Source organism: Schauerella aestuarii (assembly GCF_009866805.1).
GTDB classification, from domain to species: Bacteria; Pseudomonadota; Gammaproteobacteria; order Burkholderiales; family Burkholderiaceae_B; genus Schauerella; species Schauerella aestuarii.
The window spans coordinates 502,051-518,941 of record NZ_SIZW01000043.1; the positions used below are offsets into that span (position 1 = coordinate 502,051).

16 protein-coding genes are annotated in these 16,891 nt (G+C 61.7%); 5 read left to right on the forward strand and 11 right to left on the reverse strand.

All coding sequences use genetic code 11. The annotated features are described in order from the left end of the window. The first annotated feature begins 41 nt into the window (after positions 1-41). On the forward strand, positions 42-935 hold the full coding sequence (locus EYW45_RS21615) for a LysR family transcriptional regulator (RefSeq protein WP_161137515.1): 894 nt from the start codon (positions 42-44) through the stop codon (positions 933-935). 3 nt (positions 936-938) lie between these two features. On the opposite strand, the gene EYW45_RS21620 is transcribed toward EYW45_RS21615, so the two are convergent. Beyond that, entirely contained in the window at positions 939-1,340 is a 402-nt protein-coding gene (locus EYW45_RS21620; protein WP_161137516.1) for a DoxX family protein, read from the reverse strand. 71 nt (positions 1,341-1,411) lie between these two features. Here EYW45_RS21620 and EYW45_RS21625 point away from each other — a divergent pair, with 71 nt between their 5' ends. Then, on the forward strand, positions 1,412-2,185 hold the full coding sequence (locus tag EYW45_RS21625) for a TetR/AcrR family transcriptional regulator (protein ID WP_161137517.1): 774 nt from the start codon (positions 1,412-1,414) through the stop codon (positions 2,183-2,185). Between the two features lie 25 nt (positions 2,186-2,210). Here the strand turns inward: EYW45_RS21625 and EYW45_RS21630 are convergent, their stop codons facing one another. The 6 genes from EYW45_RS21630 to EYW45_RS21655 form a co-directional block, all read right to left on the reverse strand. Further along, the gene (locus tag EYW45_RS21630) at positions 2,211-3,119 is read right to left on the reverse strand and encodes an NAD(P)/FAD-dependent oxidoreductase (protein ID WP_161137518.1); all 909 of its coding nucleotides are present in this window, start codon (positions 3,117-3,119) and stop codon (positions 2,211-2,213) included. Beyond that, positions 3,109-3,576 carry an Rrf2 family transcriptional regulator gene (locus EYW45_RS21635; RefSeq protein WP_161137519.1) on the reverse strand — a complete coding sequence of 156 codons (468 nt, stop codon included), beginning with the start codon at positions 3,574-3,576 and terminating at the stop codon, positions 3,109-3,111. Before EYW45_RS21635 ends, EYW45_RS21630 begins: the two co-directional genes overlap by 11 nt. 188 nt (positions 3,577-3,764) lie before the next feature. Continuing rightward, complete coding sequence (locus EYW45_RS21640) at positions 3,765-5,138, reverse strand: sensor histidine kinase (protein ID WP_161137520.1); 1,374 nt, start codon at positions 5,136-5,138, stop codon at positions 3,765-3,767. Continuing rightward, positions 5,116-5,826, reverse strand: a complete 711-nt coding sequence (locus EYW45_RS21645) for a response regulator transcription factor (RefSeq protein ID WP_161137521.1) — start codon at positions 5,824-5,826, stop codon at positions 5,116-5,118. Before EYW45_RS21645 ends, EYW45_RS21640 begins: the two co-directional genes overlap by 23 nt. A gap of 7 nt (positions 5,827-5,833) precedes the next feature. After that, positions 5,834-6,559 carry a MipA/OmpV family protein gene (locus EYW45_RS21650; RefSeq protein ID WP_235939175.1) on the reverse strand — a complete coding sequence of 242 codons (726 nt, stop codon included), beginning with the start codon at positions 6,557-6,559 and terminating at the stop codon, positions 5,834-5,836. Between the two features lie 176 nt (positions 6,560-6,735). Further along, on the reverse strand, positions 6,736-7,614 hold the full coding sequence (locus EYW45_RS21655) for an aldo/keto reductase family oxidoreductase (RefSeq protein WP_161137522.1): 879 nt from the start codon (positions 7,612-7,614) through the stop codon (positions 6,736-6,738). Positions 7,615-7,722: 108 nt separating this feature from the next. Here EYW45_RS21655 and EYW45_RS21660 point away from each other — a divergent pair, with 108 nt between their 5' ends. The 3 genes from EYW45_RS21660 (at position 7,723) to EYW45_RS21670 (ending at position 11,375) form a co-directional block, all read left to right on the forward strand. After that, positions 7,723-8,637, forward strand: coding sequence for a LysR family transcriptional regulator (locus tag EYW45_RS21660; protein ID WP_161137523.1), 915 nt, complete (start codon positions 7,723-7,725; stop codon positions 8,635-8,637). A gap of 170 nt (positions 8,638-8,807) precedes the next feature. Further along, positions 8,808-9,443 carry a hypothetical protein gene (locus EYW45_RS21665; protein ID WP_161137524.1) on the forward strand — a complete coding sequence of 212 codons (636 nt, stop codon included), beginning with the start codon at positions 8,808-8,810 and terminating at the stop codon, positions 9,441-9,443. 306 nt (positions 9,444-9,749) lie between these two features. After that, positions 9,750-11,375 (forward strand): methyl-accepting chemotaxis protein, encoded by a 1,626-nt coding sequence (locus EYW45_RS21670; protein ID WP_161137525.1) that lies wholly within the window; start codon positions 9,750-9,752, stop codon positions 11,373-11,375. A 44-nt stretch (positions 11,376-11,419) separates the two neighbouring features. Here the strand turns inward: EYW45_RS21670 and EYW45_RS21675 are convergent, their stop codons facing one another. From EYW45_RS21675 to EYW45_RS21690, 4 genes are read right to left on the reverse strand one after another with little or no spacing between them, the layout of a single operon-like run. Further along, positions 11,420-11,986, reverse strand: a complete 567-nt coding sequence (locus EYW45_RS21675; RefSeq protein ID WP_161137526.1) for a VOC family protein — start codon at positions 11,984-11,986, stop codon at positions 11,420-11,422. Positions 11,987-12,009: 23 nt separating this feature from the next. Next, the gene (locus EYW45_RS21680) at positions 12,010-14,076 is read right to left on the reverse strand and encodes a hybrid sensor histidine kinase/response regulator (protein WP_161137527.1); all 2,067 of its coding nucleotides are present in this window, start codon (positions 14,074-14,076) and stop codon (positions 12,010-12,012) included. Beyond that, a complete protein-coding gene (locus tag EYW45_RS21685; protein ID WP_161137528.1) occupies positions 14,066-15,565 on the reverse strand; it encodes an ATPase domain-containing protein in 1,500 nt (499 codons plus the stop codon). The genes EYW45_RS21680 and EYW45_RS21685 overlap by 11 nt, the downstream gene beginning before the upstream one ends. A 57-nt stretch (positions 15,566-15,622) precedes the next feature. Then, on the reverse strand, positions 15,623-16,858 hold the full coding sequence (locus tag EYW45_RS21690; RefSeq protein WP_161137529.1) for a PrpF domain-containing protein: 1,236 nt from the start codon (positions 16,856-16,858) through the stop codon (positions 15,623-15,625). Between the last annotated feature and the right edge of the window lie 33 nt (positions 16,859-16,891).

Consider the following 16,891-nt stretch of genomic DNA (forward strand, 5'->3'; position numbering starts at 1 on the left):
GTTCGCCGCATCTCCCCCCACACGTCTGAGGACCCTACAAAATGGATCGAATCGATGCGCTGCGTTTGCTGATCGAGGTCGCCGACACAGGCAGTTTTTCGGGTGTCGCCAGGCAGCGTGCGATGGCCACGTCGACGGTGGCGCTCGCGGTCACGCAGCTTGAGGAAGAGGCCGGCGCGCGATTGATGACGCGATCCACGCGGCGATTGGTGTTTACGCGCGAAGGCGAGTCGCTCTTGAACGATGCGCGCCGCATCGTCTCGGATTGGGACACGGCGATGGGGGAGTTGCGCGAAGACGGTCCGCTGTCGGGCTCGATACGGATCAGCACCACCAACGATTTTGGGCGCCGGCAACTGAGGCCGCTGCTTGATGCCTTTCAGGCACGGCATCCCGGCATTCACGTCAGTCTGGTCCTCAGCGACAGCACCGTGGACCTGATTGAGGAGCGTATCGATCTGGCGCTGCGCAATGGCCCGCTGCGCGATTCGGGCATGCGGGCGCGGCTGTTGATCGGCGGCAAGCGCCTGGTTTGCGCCTCGCCGCAGTACTGGGCGCGCCATGGCAAGCCCACCCATCCCGATCATCTCGCCGATCACAATTGCCTGATCCTTGCGCGGCCCGGCGCGCCTTTGGCTGCGTGGCCGTTTCGCGATGCCGAGCGGCAGTTCAGCGTGAAGGTATCGGGCGACCGGCAAGCCAGCGATGGCGGGGTGTTGCGCGAATGGGCAGTGGATGGCATCGGCGTCATCATCAAGAATCGGTGGGATATCCAGCACGAACTTACTGCAGGGGAGCTCGAGGTGGCGCTCGAGGATTTCGTGGTGGGGGCGACCGATATGTATGCGGTATATCCAGGCGGGTCGCCACCGCGCCGCGTGGCCGCATTGGTGGATTTTCTGGCCGAATCGCTGGGAGACCCCCACGCTGCATAACCCTTATCGGACGGTGAGGATCGCTGCGCAGATGAGCCCGCCGGTCACCGCAAGATGCTCGAGCGCGATCTGGAATTCCTCCATTTTCTTGGGTGGCGTATAGCGCCAGAAGGGGTGGCCCAGCGGTATCGACAACAACGTGAACACACCCAATGCGCCGGCACCTAGCCAGGCCATTCCGTGCACGTTCGTGATCAGCAACGTCGAACCCACCAGCTCGGTGATCACCATGGCGGCAACGATCAAGCGCGGTGCCGGCAGCGACTGCCGCTTGATGACGTTGACCATCATGTCGAACTTGAAAAGACCGAAGATTCCCGCGACCCAAAAGAAAGACGTGAGCAGCACGCGTGCGAATATTTCGAAGGATGGGCTGGCGAGCAGATCGTGAATCAACGAAGGCATGGAAGCGTCCTGGTGATATGGCGGCCGGCCGTGAATGGCCAGGCTTGCGGCACCGATCAGTTTATGAATAAATGCTCATATTTCTTACTCGCATTTTTCAGCGCTCGTCCAATATGCCCAACCCCTCGCTCGAACCGCGTAAAGCCCCGCGCCAGGCGCGCTCGCAGGCCACGCACGACGCCATCCTGCAAGCCGCGACTCAGCTTTTGTCATGCGATGGATTGAAGGGATTCAATACCAATGCCATTGCGGCGCGCGCTGGTACGAGCGTGGGCAGCCTGTATCAATACTTCCCGAACAAGGATGCGTTGATGCTGGCGTTGATTCATCGTCAGAAGATGCGGATGCTGAACGACATGGCGCAGGCAATCCGCGCTGCGCCGCACGACGATCTGGAAGCGGCGGTGCGCATTCTCATCGGTGCCGTGATCAAACACAGCCGCGAGGATGGGTTGTTGGCAAGCGCAATCGATCATGAAGAAGCACGGCTGCCGATCGGCGATGTGATCGCGTCATATCTGCAGCAGGGCAGCGATCTGTGCCTGCAGTTCTTCAGCCAATGCCGCGAGCTCGATGGCCTGGATCACCGGCGCGCGGCGCGTACGGTGCCCGTCATCATCCAGGCCATCATGGATCACTGGACGGCATCGGGCGGGCTGCGCACAGCGCCGGAACCGCGCACAGCGGATGCGGAAAACGGCGCGGAAGGCAACGCAGCGGGTGCAGAAAAAGACGACGAGAAGGGCGCAGAAGTCGACTTGGAACAAGACGTGCTGGCCGTTGCCGAACACGAAGTGGTGCAGGCCGTGCTGGGGTATTTACGGTATCGGTCTGCGGCCGGTTGATGTCAGGTTTCGTGGTGCCACGGCATCACTGACCGGTTTCGGGAAACACCAGCGCACGATGCAGCGCGGTGCCGGCCATGACGCCGTCGCTGGCGGCCCACGCCACGCTGTGCGGTGCGCGAGCAATGTCGCCCGCCGCATAAACGCTGGGCACCGTGGTGAGCTTGTCGGCACGAGTGCGCACCATGGGACCGAACGGGCCATCGTCGATCGCGCAACCGAGTTGCTCGGCGAGATCGCTGGTCAACCGGGTGGGTGCGGCGATGAACAACGCTTGCAGCGCGATGCTGCGGCCGTCTGCCATCACCACGGCGGCAAGCGTGGTGTGGGGCCCTTCGAGGCGCAGTACCGGGGCGGGCTCGATGGCAATGCCGCGCGCCAGAAGTTTCTCGCGCGTGGCGTCGTCGGGCAATTCGTTGCCGTTGAGGAACAACGTGGTGGGTCCCCATTCGGCGATCAGCAACGCCTGATGAACCAAGCCCTCGGCGGCGTACAAGACGCCAAGTGCTGCATCCGCGAATTCGAATCCGTGGCAGTAAGGGCAATGCAGCACGCTCTTGCCCCAACGTTGGCTAAGCCCTGGCACGTCCGGCAGCACGTCGGTGATGCCGAACGCAAGCACGAGCTTGCGCGCGGCGAGCGTTTCGCCGCTGGCCAGACGGAGGTCGAAGCCATCGTTCTGAGCCACGGCTGCCACGGCGGCACCGGGTTGCCACTGCACACTTGGATACTGCAGCAGCTGATCGCGAGCGCGCGCAATCATATCTTGCGGCTTGCTGCCGTCTTGACCGAAGAAGCCGTGCGAGGCGGACGCAAATCGATTGCGCGGTGCGGCTGTATCGATCACGCACACCTTGCGGCGGGCGCGGGCAATGTACAAGGCGGCGGACAGGCCCGCAAAACTTCCGCCAACGACGATGGCGTCATGCATCATGCGTATTCTCCAGGTTCAGCGTAGTGCAGCCGGCGGCAGTGAGCCTTGCATGAAAATCCATGCTCAGCTGTGCCAGGGTGACGGTTTGAAAACGCGCGAGCAGCAACGCTTCAGCGTCCTGGAAAGCGCTCTCCAATGCGGCATTGACGGCTTGTTCGACCGCGCATCCGGGCGCTTCGGTGCGGTGCCCCATTGCGAAAGGCTCGGGTTCACCCAAGGCCCGATACACGTCGAGCAGGGTGATGCTGCCGAGATCGCGCGCGATGGTCCACCCGCCGCCGTGACCTTTTTCGGAACGCACGAAACCTTGGTCGCGCAGACCGCTCATGATGCGGCGAATGACGACCGGATTCGTTTGCATGGTGCGCGCCATCGCTTCCGACGTAACGGGGCCATCGACCTCGGCCATGTGCAGAAGAACGTGGAGAACACCTGAAAGCCTGCTATCGCGTTTCATATAACTTCAATAGTTGCATGAATGGATGATAGCAACGTTCTTGAAGAAGACGCAATTGGACATTTGACGATTGCGGCGCCAGTCACCTGTCGTCGAATCGAAGCAGGCTGTCGATCTACCGACGTACATCATTACAGATCGACGTAATCGCAAGTGCGCAGCGCCTTTTCAAAGCGGGCGCAAGCGCATCAAGCCCCGCGTGGCTGTAGAAAATCAACCTGAAAGCGAGCGCCTGGCTCGGCATCGTGGACGGATATCGTCCAGCCGTGGGCTTGCGCGATTTGCAGGCAGATCGCGAGCCCGAGGCCAGATCCGCCAGTGCCGAATTCGCCGTTACCGGACTCGCTGCCGCGCCAGTAGCGTTTGAAGACCATGGCAATATCCTGCGCGCTGATCCCAACGCCGTAATCCCGCACAGATAGCCCTTGAGCATTCAAAACGATATCGATAGCGCTCCCGCGAGGCGCAAAGCGGACGGCATTCTCCAACAGGTTGCGTAGCAGGATGAAGAGGGCGGCACGGTCGGCCGAAATGACGCACGGTGCCAGCGTGGTGTGCATGACGACGTGAGCATTGGTGGCCAGGCGGCTCAACTTGGCCGTGGCATCCGCGACGACGCCGACCATGTCGGTTTGCCCCATCGTATAGTTCTGCGATTCGCTGCACTCGGCCAATTGCAGCAGTTGCTGCACCTGTCGCGACATCCCATCGATGTCGGCCAGCAGTGTGGTGCGATCGGGGGAATTGCCCAATTCCACGGTGCCTCGCATCAGTGCGAGTGGCGTCTTGAGCTCATGCGCAGCGGTCGCCAGAAACTCCTGTTGGACCGCGTAGCCGACCGATAGCCTTTCCAGTGCCTGATTGAGTGCCGTGATGAGCGGCACCAGCTCGCTCGGCATGCCTTCAGTAGACAGACGCGTGTGGCGATTGCCGGGCGTGATGTGGGCCGCCGCTTCCGACGCCGTATGCAAGGGCTTCAGCACGCGGCGGATGGTGTAGAACACAATGGCGCTGAAAATCAGCAACGCAGCGAGGGTTGCCGTCAGCCCTGCCTCGTGAGCCGTGCTGCTTTCGAGCCCGGTCATCGCCTGCTGAAATCGCTCGCTGCGTGCGAGCTGCAGGAAGTAAATAGGGCCGGGGCGATCCAGCGGAAAGGTGGCCACGTGCAGCAGATTGCCATCGCGCATCAGATCGAAGCGCGTCAGTGCCGGATCGAACGCTTCGCCATGCGGCGCCAGGGGCTTTGCATTGGCATCGGCCGCCAGCAACACGTTGCCATCCGGATCGACGACGCGATACAGCATGTCGTTATGCAATGCCTCATAGGCGCTCGTCAGCCCGGGATGGATTTTGAGTGCGATCGGGCGATCCGCCGCATCGAAGATGAGCCCGTCAGCCACCTCTTCGGCGGTCGAGACGAAGTCGGCCTCGAGCCACACGCCGGGGTAATGCGTGACCACGACGTAGGAGAGGGCACCGACCACGGTGGTGGTCATCAGGAGGGCCAACGCAGTGGCCGCCAGCAACCGGACGGTCAGACTATTGCGCGGCATGCGATTCATGCACGCCATGCGTCGCTTGCAGCGCAAAACCCTGGCCGCGCAGATTGACGATCTGCACGGCTGCCCCCGCCGACGCGATCTTTCGACGCAGGCGATGCACGGCCACGTCGAGCGCATTGGGTGTGACGCCTTCGCCCAATCCCCAGCCCGTGGCCTCCAGTCGGCTACGGCGGACCACTTGGCCTGCCGCCTTGACCAGTGCCAACAGAATTTGCAATTCTGCCGGTGGCAGTGGGACGTGGGTGGTGCCGTGGGTCATGCATCCCTTGTTCGGGTGCACAGTGATGCCGCCGAACGACGGACTCAAACTCGTCAACACGATTGAGCGTCGCATCAACGCACGAACGCGAGCAACGAATTCTTCCAGCGAAAAAGGCTTGGGCAGATAGTCGTCGGCGCCGGATTCCAGTCCTTGTATGCGGTCATGGATCGCGTCGCGCGCAGTCACCATCAGGCAGGGCGTCGCGTTGCCCCGAGCACGCAAATTATTCACCAGATCGAGTCCGTCGCCATCGGGCACGCTGCGATCGATGACCAGCGCGGCATAGCCGCCCTGCGCGATGGCCTGCCAGGCTGAGTCGATGCGCTCGAATACATCCACAGGAATGCCCGCCGTTGACAGTGCCTTGCACATCAGGGCGGCCATACGCGGATTGTCTTCGAGTAGCGCAACACGGTTGGTTGACATGGGCGGGTTAGAAACGATACAGGTAGCCGATGCGCAGCGAGGGCGACGTGCTGCGATCGACCAGGGGACTGTCGGTGACGCCGGCACCCCAGTGCTGCACGCCGACGTCGAAGAAAAGATTCTGCTGCTTCGTGAATGCATAGTCCAGACGGATGCCACCTTCGACATTGGTTGTGGCGCGTCCTTCATAACCCGGCCGGTTGGCCCGGATCTCGCTGTTCGTGACGCCGAAATAGTAATCGACGTCTTTCCGATCGGCGCGCTCGATGCCGGCATAAGGGGTCACCGTGATGCTGTTGGATACGTCGAACGAGCGCTCGACGGCCAGCTTGATGCGGTTGCCTTTGCCGTTGCTCGTGGCGCGCATCCACTCCAGCGACACGTTGGCCAGATCGGTATGCCATGTGGTGGCCAAGCCCAGGGATAGACCACCTTTACGCTCTTCCATACCGGAAAGATAGGATGCGTCGGACGATTTGTAGCCATCGCCCAAGCCATATCTGGCGCGGACGGAAAAATCGATGGGGCCGGCCGACGGCAGTTTGGCATCCAGTGTGGTGCCGAAGAAGCGCACGTATCGGTTCTGAAAGCTCAACAAGGGGATCGCGTTGGTCTCATTGCCGATGCCGCGATACGGGCTGCGCTTGATGCCTACGCCCGCACCCACTCCCCATTGCGATGCATATTCCTGTGTGGGTTCGGGGTCGCCGATTTCGGCAGCGTGAGTCGGCATGGGCCCCAGGACCATCGCGATAAGAGCAACCGTTATCGCTCGGTTCGAGCCTGCATTTGACCAAGGCATCGCTTTTCCTCATCCACGTTGAAAAACGCGATTGTGGTGGCGCGAGTCTTACCATTCTCTTACTCGATTCGGTCAATGTGCTGCAGGCCTCGATACGCCACGCGCGGTCAGGCGGTCGAACCGATCTTTTCGAGTGTGTCCAGGGCATCCGCAGGCAGTACCAGCGACGCGGCACCGAGATTCTCGTGCAGATGCGCAACGGACGACGTGCCAGGGATCAACAGGATATTTGGAGCGCGCTGCAACAGCCAGGCAAGCGCCACCTGCATGGGCGTGGCCTTCAACTGCCGGGCGACGTTGGACAGCGCATCGGACTGCAACGGCGTGACGCCGCCGAGCGGAAAGAAGGGGACATAGGCAATGCCGGCTGCAGCCAGTTCGTCGATCAGGGCATCATCCCGACGATGCACCAGGTTGTACTGATTCTGTACGCAGACAATATCGGCGATCGCGCGGCCTTCGGCGACCTGGGCGCGCGTGACGTTGCTCAATCCGATATGACGCACGAGTCCCTGGCGTTGCAACTCGGCGAGTACCGTCAACGGTTCTTCGATGGATCCCTCGGCCGGACCGTGAACGTCGAACATGATGCGCAGGTTGACGACTGTCAGGGCGTCCACACCCAGATTGCGTAGATTGTCATGCACCGCACGCGTGAGGTCGTCTCGCCCCAGGGCGGGAAGCCATGAGGCATCGGCGCCGCGAAACGCGCCGATCTTGGTCACGAGCGTGAGATCGGAGGCGTATGGATGAAGCGCCTGGCGGATGAGTTGATTGGTAATGTGGGGGCCATAGAAATCGCTCGTGTCTATATGGTTGACGCCTGCTTCGACGGCCGCCTGCAAAACGGCCAGCGCGGCATCGGTGTCTTTGGGTGGGCCGAAAACGCCCTTTCCGGCCAGCTGCATGGCCCCATAGCCGAGCCGGTTGACCGTGTGGTCGCCGAGCGAATAAGTACCTGCTGATGCGAGTGCGGGGGTGTTCATGGAAGGCTCCGTGGATGGGTGACAGTCCAACTGTAGTCACGCTGCGGGCGTGCGACAATCCGTCTCAATCGGCACAGCTTGTGCGGAATGGCGAACAGTGAGCGGCGCATGACGGCGAATTTGAGCGATATCCACGCGTTCCTGGCGGTTGCGCGCGCCAGCGGTTTTCGTGAGGCGGCCCGCCTGACGGGCAGCAGTGCGTCGCGGTTGAGCGAGGCCGTTCGCCGTCTCGAAGATCAACTTGGGGTGCGGCTACTGAACCGCACCACGCGCAGCGTGGCCACCACCGAAGCCGGCGCGCGATTGCTCGAGCGTCTTGAACCTGCGTTGAAAGAAGTCGATGCGGCGCTCGATGTGGCCAACGGGTTTCGTGACAAGGCTGCTGGCACATTGAAGCTCAATGTACCGGTAAGTGCCGCCCGTTTGGTCCTCCCTAGAATCGTGCCGGCATTTCTTGCCGCGTATCCCGATATCCGACTTGAGGTGATCGCGGAAGACAGTTTTGTCGACGTGTTGGCGGCAGGTTGCGATGCGGGCATTCGCTACGATGAGCGTCTGGAGCAGGACATGATCGCGATTCCGATCGGGCCTCGCGAACAACGCTTTGCCACGGCGGCATCGCCGCGCTACCTGCGTGAGCGCGGCACGCCAGTGCATCCTCACGACCTGATGATGCATGATTGTCTGCGGGGGCAGTTCGCGAGCGGATCCATGCCGGCCTGGGAGTTCGAGCGACGTGGCGATGTGGTCAAGATCGAGCCCACCGGCCCGCTTTTGGTACGTATCGGCGCAGCAACCGATCTCGCGGTGGATGCCGCAGTGGCAGGTTGCGGCGTGATTTATCTCTTCGAGGATTGGTTGCGGCCTTATATGCAACGCGGTGAACTCGAACCCGTGCTGGAGCCTTGGTGGCCGCGCTTCTCCGGACCGTTTTTATACTATCCGGGCAGGCGACACCTGCCCGCGCCGTTGCGGGTATTCGTGGATTTCGTGAAAGGGCTGCCGCCGTGGGAATCGACCTGAGGCAGGCGCATCACGCGTAAGTCGCGTGACGTGATGACACGTACGTTTACAGGCTCGGCAATCCCTTGGCTGTATATTTCGACGGGTGTCGGCGTTCAGCCAGAGGCACGCGCCTTGAGCTTCGTGCTGCAACTGGAGGAGCCTATGAAACACCTGTTCGGTGAGCAGGGATGCCATTGAAATCCACATCCGACCTTCTTTTCTATACTGATCGCGACGCAAAGGCGGTCGTCACTGATCCCTATCTGATCGGACTGTTTCGCTCGCAACACTGCGATCGCACCGCGTCACGTGGGGTGCTTGGCCGTTGGTTGAGCCCCACGTCGTTCACGGGTTCCGTGCCCGATGACACCACGTTCGTGGCTTGCGCCATGGTGGAAACGGTCGTGACCGGCGAGCAGCAGCTGCCGACGATTCACATGTGCACGGTTGGCGCTGACGAGGGATATGGGCCCACCTTGTACGCCGCTATCTTGCAGTTTGCGCGCAATGAAGAACTGGCGGGCGTGCTGCCGAGTGTGACCGTGCCGTCGATGCCGCCGAGGCCCAAGGCAATCTGGCGTCAGTTTTCCAAAGCGTACGACGACAAGATTTCGTTGGCGCCTGCCGCGCAGCACGTGCATGCCGAACCCTGGCTCAATCATGTCTATGCATTGAAGCGCGGTGAAGATCTGGTGGACCTCGCAGGGATGCGCCAGCGTTATGGCGTCTATATGCGGCATACCCGCCGTAATGATTGGGTGCTGCATGCGCTGCGCAGCGCAGCTTACGAGATGGCGCACAAGCGCTCGGACGGCCCGGTGTGATGTGCCGAGCAGCGCGCATCGCACGCTGTGTTTCATTCAGGCAGGTTGAGCCACCGTGTGCCGTGACGGCACTTGCCCATCCCCTCAATTGATCTTGGATGACGCCGCTCTTTTCTTCTCCACGCGTTGACGTTGGCAGAGCAATTGGCGCAAAGACAGGATCGTCGCGCATGATCGCCCATCTGCTATTTACGCGATGAAACAATTCGAAATTTAATAACTGATCCGTTATGCCGTCATTACCCATAGGGCGTTCAGAAACATCTGGATTGCCTGCATCGCTCAATGACTATGCAGGGAAGCATAATGAATCAGTTGAAGGTAGTTACCCGTCTGGCCATGGGGTTTGGCACCCTGTTATTGCTCGTCCTGCTGATCGCGGGTATGGGCCTGTTCGGTCTAAGCAGCGTTCGCGAAAGCCTGCGCGAAATTACTGAGGTCAATAACGTGCAAGGGCGGCTGTCGTCGCAAATGCTCGAGTCGGTTATGGACCGCGGCATCGCCTTGCGCAACATCGTGCTGATGACCGATCCAGCACTCGTTCGCGCCGAAACCGATCGGATTGCACGGCAGGAGAAGAGCTACGCGGCAGCCTATACGGAACTTGGGCGCACCTTCGTCGAATCGACCTCGACCGTACAGAAGGAACGCGATTTGTACACCCGCCTGAAATCCGAAGAGGCGGCCACGATTCCGGCGATGGCGCAGGTGATGCGGCTGGGCTCAAGCAACGACGTGGCCGGGGCCATGAAAATGCTGATCGAGGATGTGCGACCCAAACAGGCCGCCTGGCTCACGTCATTGCGTGAACTGGTCAACGTCGAAACGCAGTTGAACAACGAGGCGGCGCAGGCGGCAGGCGCGGACTACGATCGCACGCTGACGATGACGTTATCGATGGTGGCGCTCGCGCTGCTGCTCGGCGTCCTTGCCGCGTTTCTGATCACCCGCAGCATCTTGCGTCAGTTGGGCGGCGAGCCGCATGCCGCGCAGATTTCTGCCGGTGAAATCGCCAATGGCAACCTCACTGTGAAAATGCGTGTGGCAACGGGCGATTCGAGCAGTTTGATGGCGTCTCTGGAGGCGATGCGGCTGCAACTGAGCAATGTGGTGTCGGGCATTCAATCGTCGGCCGAGTCGATATCGAGCGCGTCGAGCCAGATTGCACAAGGCAACGTCGACTTGTCGCAGCGGACCGAAGAGCAGGCCGCGTCCCTGGAAGAGACGGCGGCGAGCATCGAGCAGCTCACCTCCGCAGTGAAGCAGAATACCGAAAGTGCACAGCAGGGCAGCACGTTGGCGGCGTCCGCGTCCGAAACCGCCAGCGCGGGTGGCCAGGTAATGGGGCGCGTGGTTACCACGATGCAGGATATCAAGACGAGTTCCGCCCGCGTGGCCGACATCATTTCGGTCATCGAGAGCATCGCCTTCCAGACCAATATTCTGGCGCTGAATGCGGCGGTGGAAGCGGCGCGTGCCGGTGAGCAAGGCCGGGGCTTCGCCGTCGTGGCCAGCGAAGTACGCACGTTGGCGCAACGCAGCGCCACAGCGGCCAAGGAGATCAAGCAGCTGATCGAAACCTCGGTGCAGCATGTGTCGTCGGGGTCGGTGCTCGTCTCCGAGGCCGGGCAGACCATGGAAGAGGTGGTGCGTTCGGTCAGGCGCGTGACGGACATCATGGGCGAAATCGCATCGGCCTCAAGCGAGCAAAGCACAGGTATCGAGCAGGTCAACATCGCTGTGTCGCAAATGGATAGCGTGACGCAGCAGAACGCCGCATTGGTGGAAGAGGCCGCAGCTGCTGCGCAGTCCATGTCCGAGCAAGCCAGCAGCTTGCTGCAGGCCGTGGCGCAGTTTCGGGTCGATGGGCAGCCACGTGGCCGCGACGTCGAGTACGCACCCGGCAGCCGCGCGCGCTTGTTGCCTGCCTGAGCCTCAAGCTGAGCCTGACTTGAGTGCCGATGGTCGAAGGCGCTTCAGCGCCGTTCGACCAGCTCGAAGGTGTGGCCCCAGGGATCCACGCAATGGCGAAAGATAGCCGATTCGTCGATATCCATGTCGACGTAGAACGGGGTGTGCAACGTACACCCGTGTTCTCTGAGAAACGCCGAGGCCGCCTCGATGTCCTGAACCTCGATGCCCAGGTGGCCCGCACCGATTCGCTCGCGTTCGATGGGGGCGTCGGCGGCTTCATCGGAAAAATCGAATTGGATCAGCTCGATGCGAAAGCCATCCGGCAGCTCCACGATCGACACCTTGAACCGTGCGCCGGGCAAGCCTAGATGGGCGTGCGTCCAATCGCGGCCATGCTCATCGGGCGTGAGATCCGCAGGATCGATCGGGCCGATGCGATAGACCAGGCTCGCGCCGAGCACGAGGATATAGAAGTCGGCGGCGGCGTCCACGTCGGCCACTGTCCACGTGATGTGATCGCAACGTTTGAAGCCGAGTGCAGCATGCGCCATGACGATCCCCGAAAAGAGCCATCGCCGATTATTGCGCCGAACGACTACCGATTGGAAGCGCGCGGTAGCAGGCTTCAATCGTGTCTCCACCTTTAGGTGGGCTACTCGTTCAACATTTCCCGCACCTTGACCGCTAAGCCATCCAACGAAAACGGTTTGGTGATCATCGACATGTTCGTACCGAGGAATCCGGCACGGATGGCTGCGTTTTCGGCATAGCCGGTCACGAACAGCACGGGGAGGTCGGGGCGGTGCTGACGGGCGATCTCGGCCAATTGGCGGCCGTTCATGCCGGGCAGGCCCACGTCCGAAATCATCATGGCCAGTGGCCGGTTCGACGCCAGCACGCGAATCGCGGCATTGGACTCTTCAGCTTCCAGGACGCTGTACGACAATTCTTCCAGGCCTTCCCGCATCAACAGTCGGACGGCGGCATCGTCTTCCACGATCAACACGTGTTCGCCTTTGCCTTGTGGCGGCAGGGCCGCCAACGCCGCCGCTGCAACCGGCGCACGCGATTGCTGCTGCGACGCGCAGGGCAGATAGATCGACACGGTAGTGCCGGTACCCGGCACGCTGTGCACGCGCACCTGACCGCCCGATTGGCGCGCAAAGCCGTACACCATCGACAATCCAAGACCCGTACCTTGGCCTATCGGCTTGGTGGTGAAGAACGGATCGAAAATCTTGGCGAGAATATCTGGCGTCATGCCCACGCCGGTATCGCTTACCGCCACGACAACATAATGCCCGGCAGTGACGTCAGGCTGCTTCTCAGCCGTGTGGGCATCGACTTCGACGAGTTTGGTCTCAACGGTGAGCGTGCCACCGTCGGGCATGGCATCGCGCGCGTTGACGACCAGATTGATGATCGCATTTTCGAGTTGATTGGCGTCCGCAATCGCGTGCGGCAGATCCGGCGCGCCTTCGACGTGCAGGACGATGCTTTCGCTGATCGAGCGATAGAGCAGTTCTTCGAGCGATTGCACGAGCACATTCACATCGAGCGGTTTGGCGTCGAGTGATTGGCGCCGCGAAAACGCCAGCAAGCGGGCAGTGAGGCCCGCGGCACGTTGTGCGGAGGATAAGGCCGCATCCATGAAGCGATCGAGGCCGTCGGTGCGACCGGCAGCCATGCGTCGCTTGACGAGTTCGAGCGAGCCGGTGATGCCGGTCAACATATTGTTGAAGTCGTGCGCAATGCCACCGGTCAATTGGCCCACGGCTTCCATTTTCTGGCTTTGGCGCAGCGCCTCTTCCACGCCCTCGCGGCGACTCATTTCGTCCGTCAGTGCGGCCGTGCGCTGGGCCACGTGCGCCTCGAGCCGCTCTTCGGTCTCTTTCTGCGCAGTGATGTCCTGCACGAAAATGTGAAAGCCATCGACGACGCCGGAGGCATCGCGACGGGGCAGCAAACGCATATCGGCGTCGCGGCGCCGGCCGTCGAAATGGGGCCAACTCAGTTCGAGCCGCACATCGTGGCCATCGAGGGCGCGTTGAATCGTGGGCAGGCGCAGGGCAAATCCTTCTTCGCCCACGAGGTCGCGAATATGCTTGCCGACGATGTCGGCGGGATCCATCTTGACCCAATGCTCGTAGGCACGATTGGCAAAGCGGTAGCGAAGATCAAGGCCGACAAAGGCAATAAGCACCGGCAGCGCATCGGAGATGCGGCGCAACTCTGCCTCGCTGGCGGCCAGCGCAATCCTGCCGGCTTCCAGTTCCAGCAGGCGGTCGCGCATGTCGAACTGCTTTTGCCGCGATCGCATGGCAGAGGTGAGCGCACTGAGCAGTGACGCCAGGCTGAGGGGGCGTTCGACGACCACGGCATTACCGATGAACGGCAGCAGGCGGGCCAGCACATTCTCGCGAGCGCGTTCGACGCCGGTGCGGCGCGCGGTGAGCACGATGAAGGGAATGTCCGACCAGGCCGGCTGCTCGGACAATCGGTCTCTGAGCGTGTCCAGCCCTACGGAACGAATCGCTTCTTCCGTGATCAGCACCACGCCGGCATGGTCGTCCAGAGCCGCCGCCACGTCGTCCATCGTCGGGCATGCCAGCGCATCGTACTGATGTTGGTTCAGCAGGCTGATGATGCTGGCCGCGTCGTTGCCATAAGGCGCCGCGACGATGACGCGGTGCCCCTCGGCTGCGGATCTATGCGTCATCTTGCCGATCTTCCAGCAAGGGATGCGGCTTGCCCACGTACTCCGGGGTGCCGGTGAGCACACCGCGGAAATTGATCAATGGCTCGCCAACGCGCACCCCTTGCGCATCGACGCGAAACTCGCGGATCGTGTCCTCGTGGCGGCCGGCGCGGTTCTTGATCACCGAGATGGCCTTGCGGATGCGTCCTTCGGCTTCGAAGAAGCGCAGCAGCACCACCGCGTCGGCGATGTAGGAGATGTTGAGATTCGTGGCCATCGAACCGAGCAGGCCTTGCTGGGGATTGATGAGCAAGGTGAGCACGCCCTGGTGGCTCAGGTAGGACAGCAACTCGTGCATCTGCAGGATGAGTTGTTGTTCCTGCGGCATGGCGGCCATATAGCCGTTCAGGCTGTCGATCACGATCATCCGTGCATTGCGCTCGGCCACCTGCTGCCGCACACGGTGGGCGAACTCGCCCGGCGACATCTCGGCAGGATTGATCTGTTCGATCAGCAGGCAGCCGCTATCCACATACTTCTGCAGGTCGAGTCCGAAGGCCTGGGCACGCGTCATCAGCGTGCCGATGCGCTCGTCGAACTCATAGAGCGTAGACGCTTCGCCACGCTCGCACGCGGCGAACAGATACTGCAAGGCGATGGTCGTTTTGCCGGTGCCGGCCGGTCCGGTCAGCAATGTACACGTGCCCCGCAGCGGGCCGCCACTGAGCAACGCGTCGAGCTCCGGGACGCCGCTCGTCACATGTTCGGACGTGAAGTCAACTTGGTGATCGGCGGCGATCAGGCGCGGATAAATATCCAGACCGCCGCGTCGAATCGCAAAATCGTGGAAGCCGGCGAAGAAATCGACGCTGCGCATTTTCTGCACTTGCAGGCGGCGGCGGGCAGCGCCGAAATCCAGCGTCAAGCGTTCCAGCGTGATCACGCCATGGCATAGGCTGTGCAGATGCGTATCCTGCCCATGTTCGGTTGCAGACAGGTCGTCGACGAGAATGACGGTGAGATTAAGTTTGGCGAAATATTGCTTCAACGCCAAAACCTGGCGACGGTATCGCAGCGGATCCTGCGCCAGCAGGCGCATCTCGGAAAGGCTGTCGAGCACGACGCGGCTGGGCTTGACCCGTTCAACTTCAGCTTTGATCAGCTTCACCGTTTCGCCGAGTTCGAGCTCCCAGGGATGCAGAATGGATTGATCGCGCTCACCGCCCAGCAGGTCTTCGACCGCGCTGAGTTCCAGCACATCGAAATCGTCGAGATCCCAGCCATGGGAGCGGGCGACGACCGCGAGCTCATCCTTGGTTTCGGACAGCGTGACGTAAAGCGCGGTCTCTCCCACGCGCACGCTTTCTCGAAGAAACTGTAGCGAAAGGGTGGTTTTGCCCGAGCCGGGTGCACCTTCGAGCAAATAAAGCCTGTCCTTGGGCAGACCGCCCTTGAGGATGATGTCCAGGCCTGCGTTGCCCGTGGAGATGGTCTGTACGGCGTCGTTCATCCGAACCCTTGATTGATGTGGGGCCCGAGCGCAACGCGTCACGGACTACCCCTTATGTTAGACGGGAGGCAGCAAACTGGCGACAAGCGCGGGGCTGGCGCGATAAAGGGCGACGTGGCCACGCAACAAGATTTGGGCGCTGCGCCGGTAGGCCGCGCTGCGCACCTCGAGCCGGTCGCCCTCCTGCCTCGCCACCACGGTCGCACTCAGTATGCCCGCCGGATTTTCGATGCCGATCTCGATATCGCCAAATTCGTCGCGGATGGCGGGCACGCCCTGCGCGATCCGGTGCGCCACGCTGCCGGGCACCAAGGTGGCAGCGGCCAGGCAGCAGCCGCCCGACACGGCCATCGAGGCATGGCCTGTTTGTGGCGTGAAGTAACGTGCGGCGATATGACCGCCATGGCGGGGCACGCCAACGATGCACACTTTCGGGATGGTCTCGCTGCGTGCGATGTCGTCGATCGTCATCAATTGACCGTCGCGTCGTTTCAACGCCATGCGCAAGGCGGCCTGCGTCCACACTCGGCGCAGGGCCGCCATGAAATCCAGGTCGGCCACCAGTTCGTCGATCGGCTCGTGTGCCGTTTTGCCGAAAGCGGCTGCGTCGGCAATCACCATGGGGACGGCGACGTCCACGCACGACACGGCATGCCCCTCGATGAGGTCTTGCGGTGCGCCGGTCGGCAGCAGCTTGCCGGTTTTCGATCCCACGGGATGATGCAGAAAGAGATCCACGCTGGGAAAAGCGCCGTCGACGCCAGGGATCTCGGCTGCAACAAAGCGGCCGTCGGCCATCAAGGTCATCCGCGAGGTGGTGATCACACCGGTATTGGTATTGCGGATGTCGGTATCGCAAGTGGCGGATGGCACGGGGGCCACGATGCCCGCATCGATTGCCCAAAGTTGCAGGGCGGACGACATATTGCCGCAGTTCACGCTCCAGTCGATGCCGCCGTGGTTGCCGGCAAGTTGGGCCAATGTGCTCACGATGCGCGCGCCGGTTTCGCTTACCTCCCAATTGGCGAAGAACACCTTGTTGCTCGTTGCCGTGCCTCGGCCCAGGCCCGTGATCTGGCGATTGCCGGGATGGGTGCCGGTGAGCGGAACGCCCATCAGATGTCGCAATAGTTCTTCACGCAGTGCTGGATCGGTGGGCGCGCAGCGCTCGTTGATCACGAGCCCCGTCGATGTGCCGCCGCGCATGTGGTGAACCGGAAACTCGATCACGCCGGCATGGCGTCTGGGGTTGAAATCGGGCCAGGCGGGGAGGAAGGAGGATGCTGGAGACATGCAAACCCGTGATCATTGAAAGCGCCGCGGGGG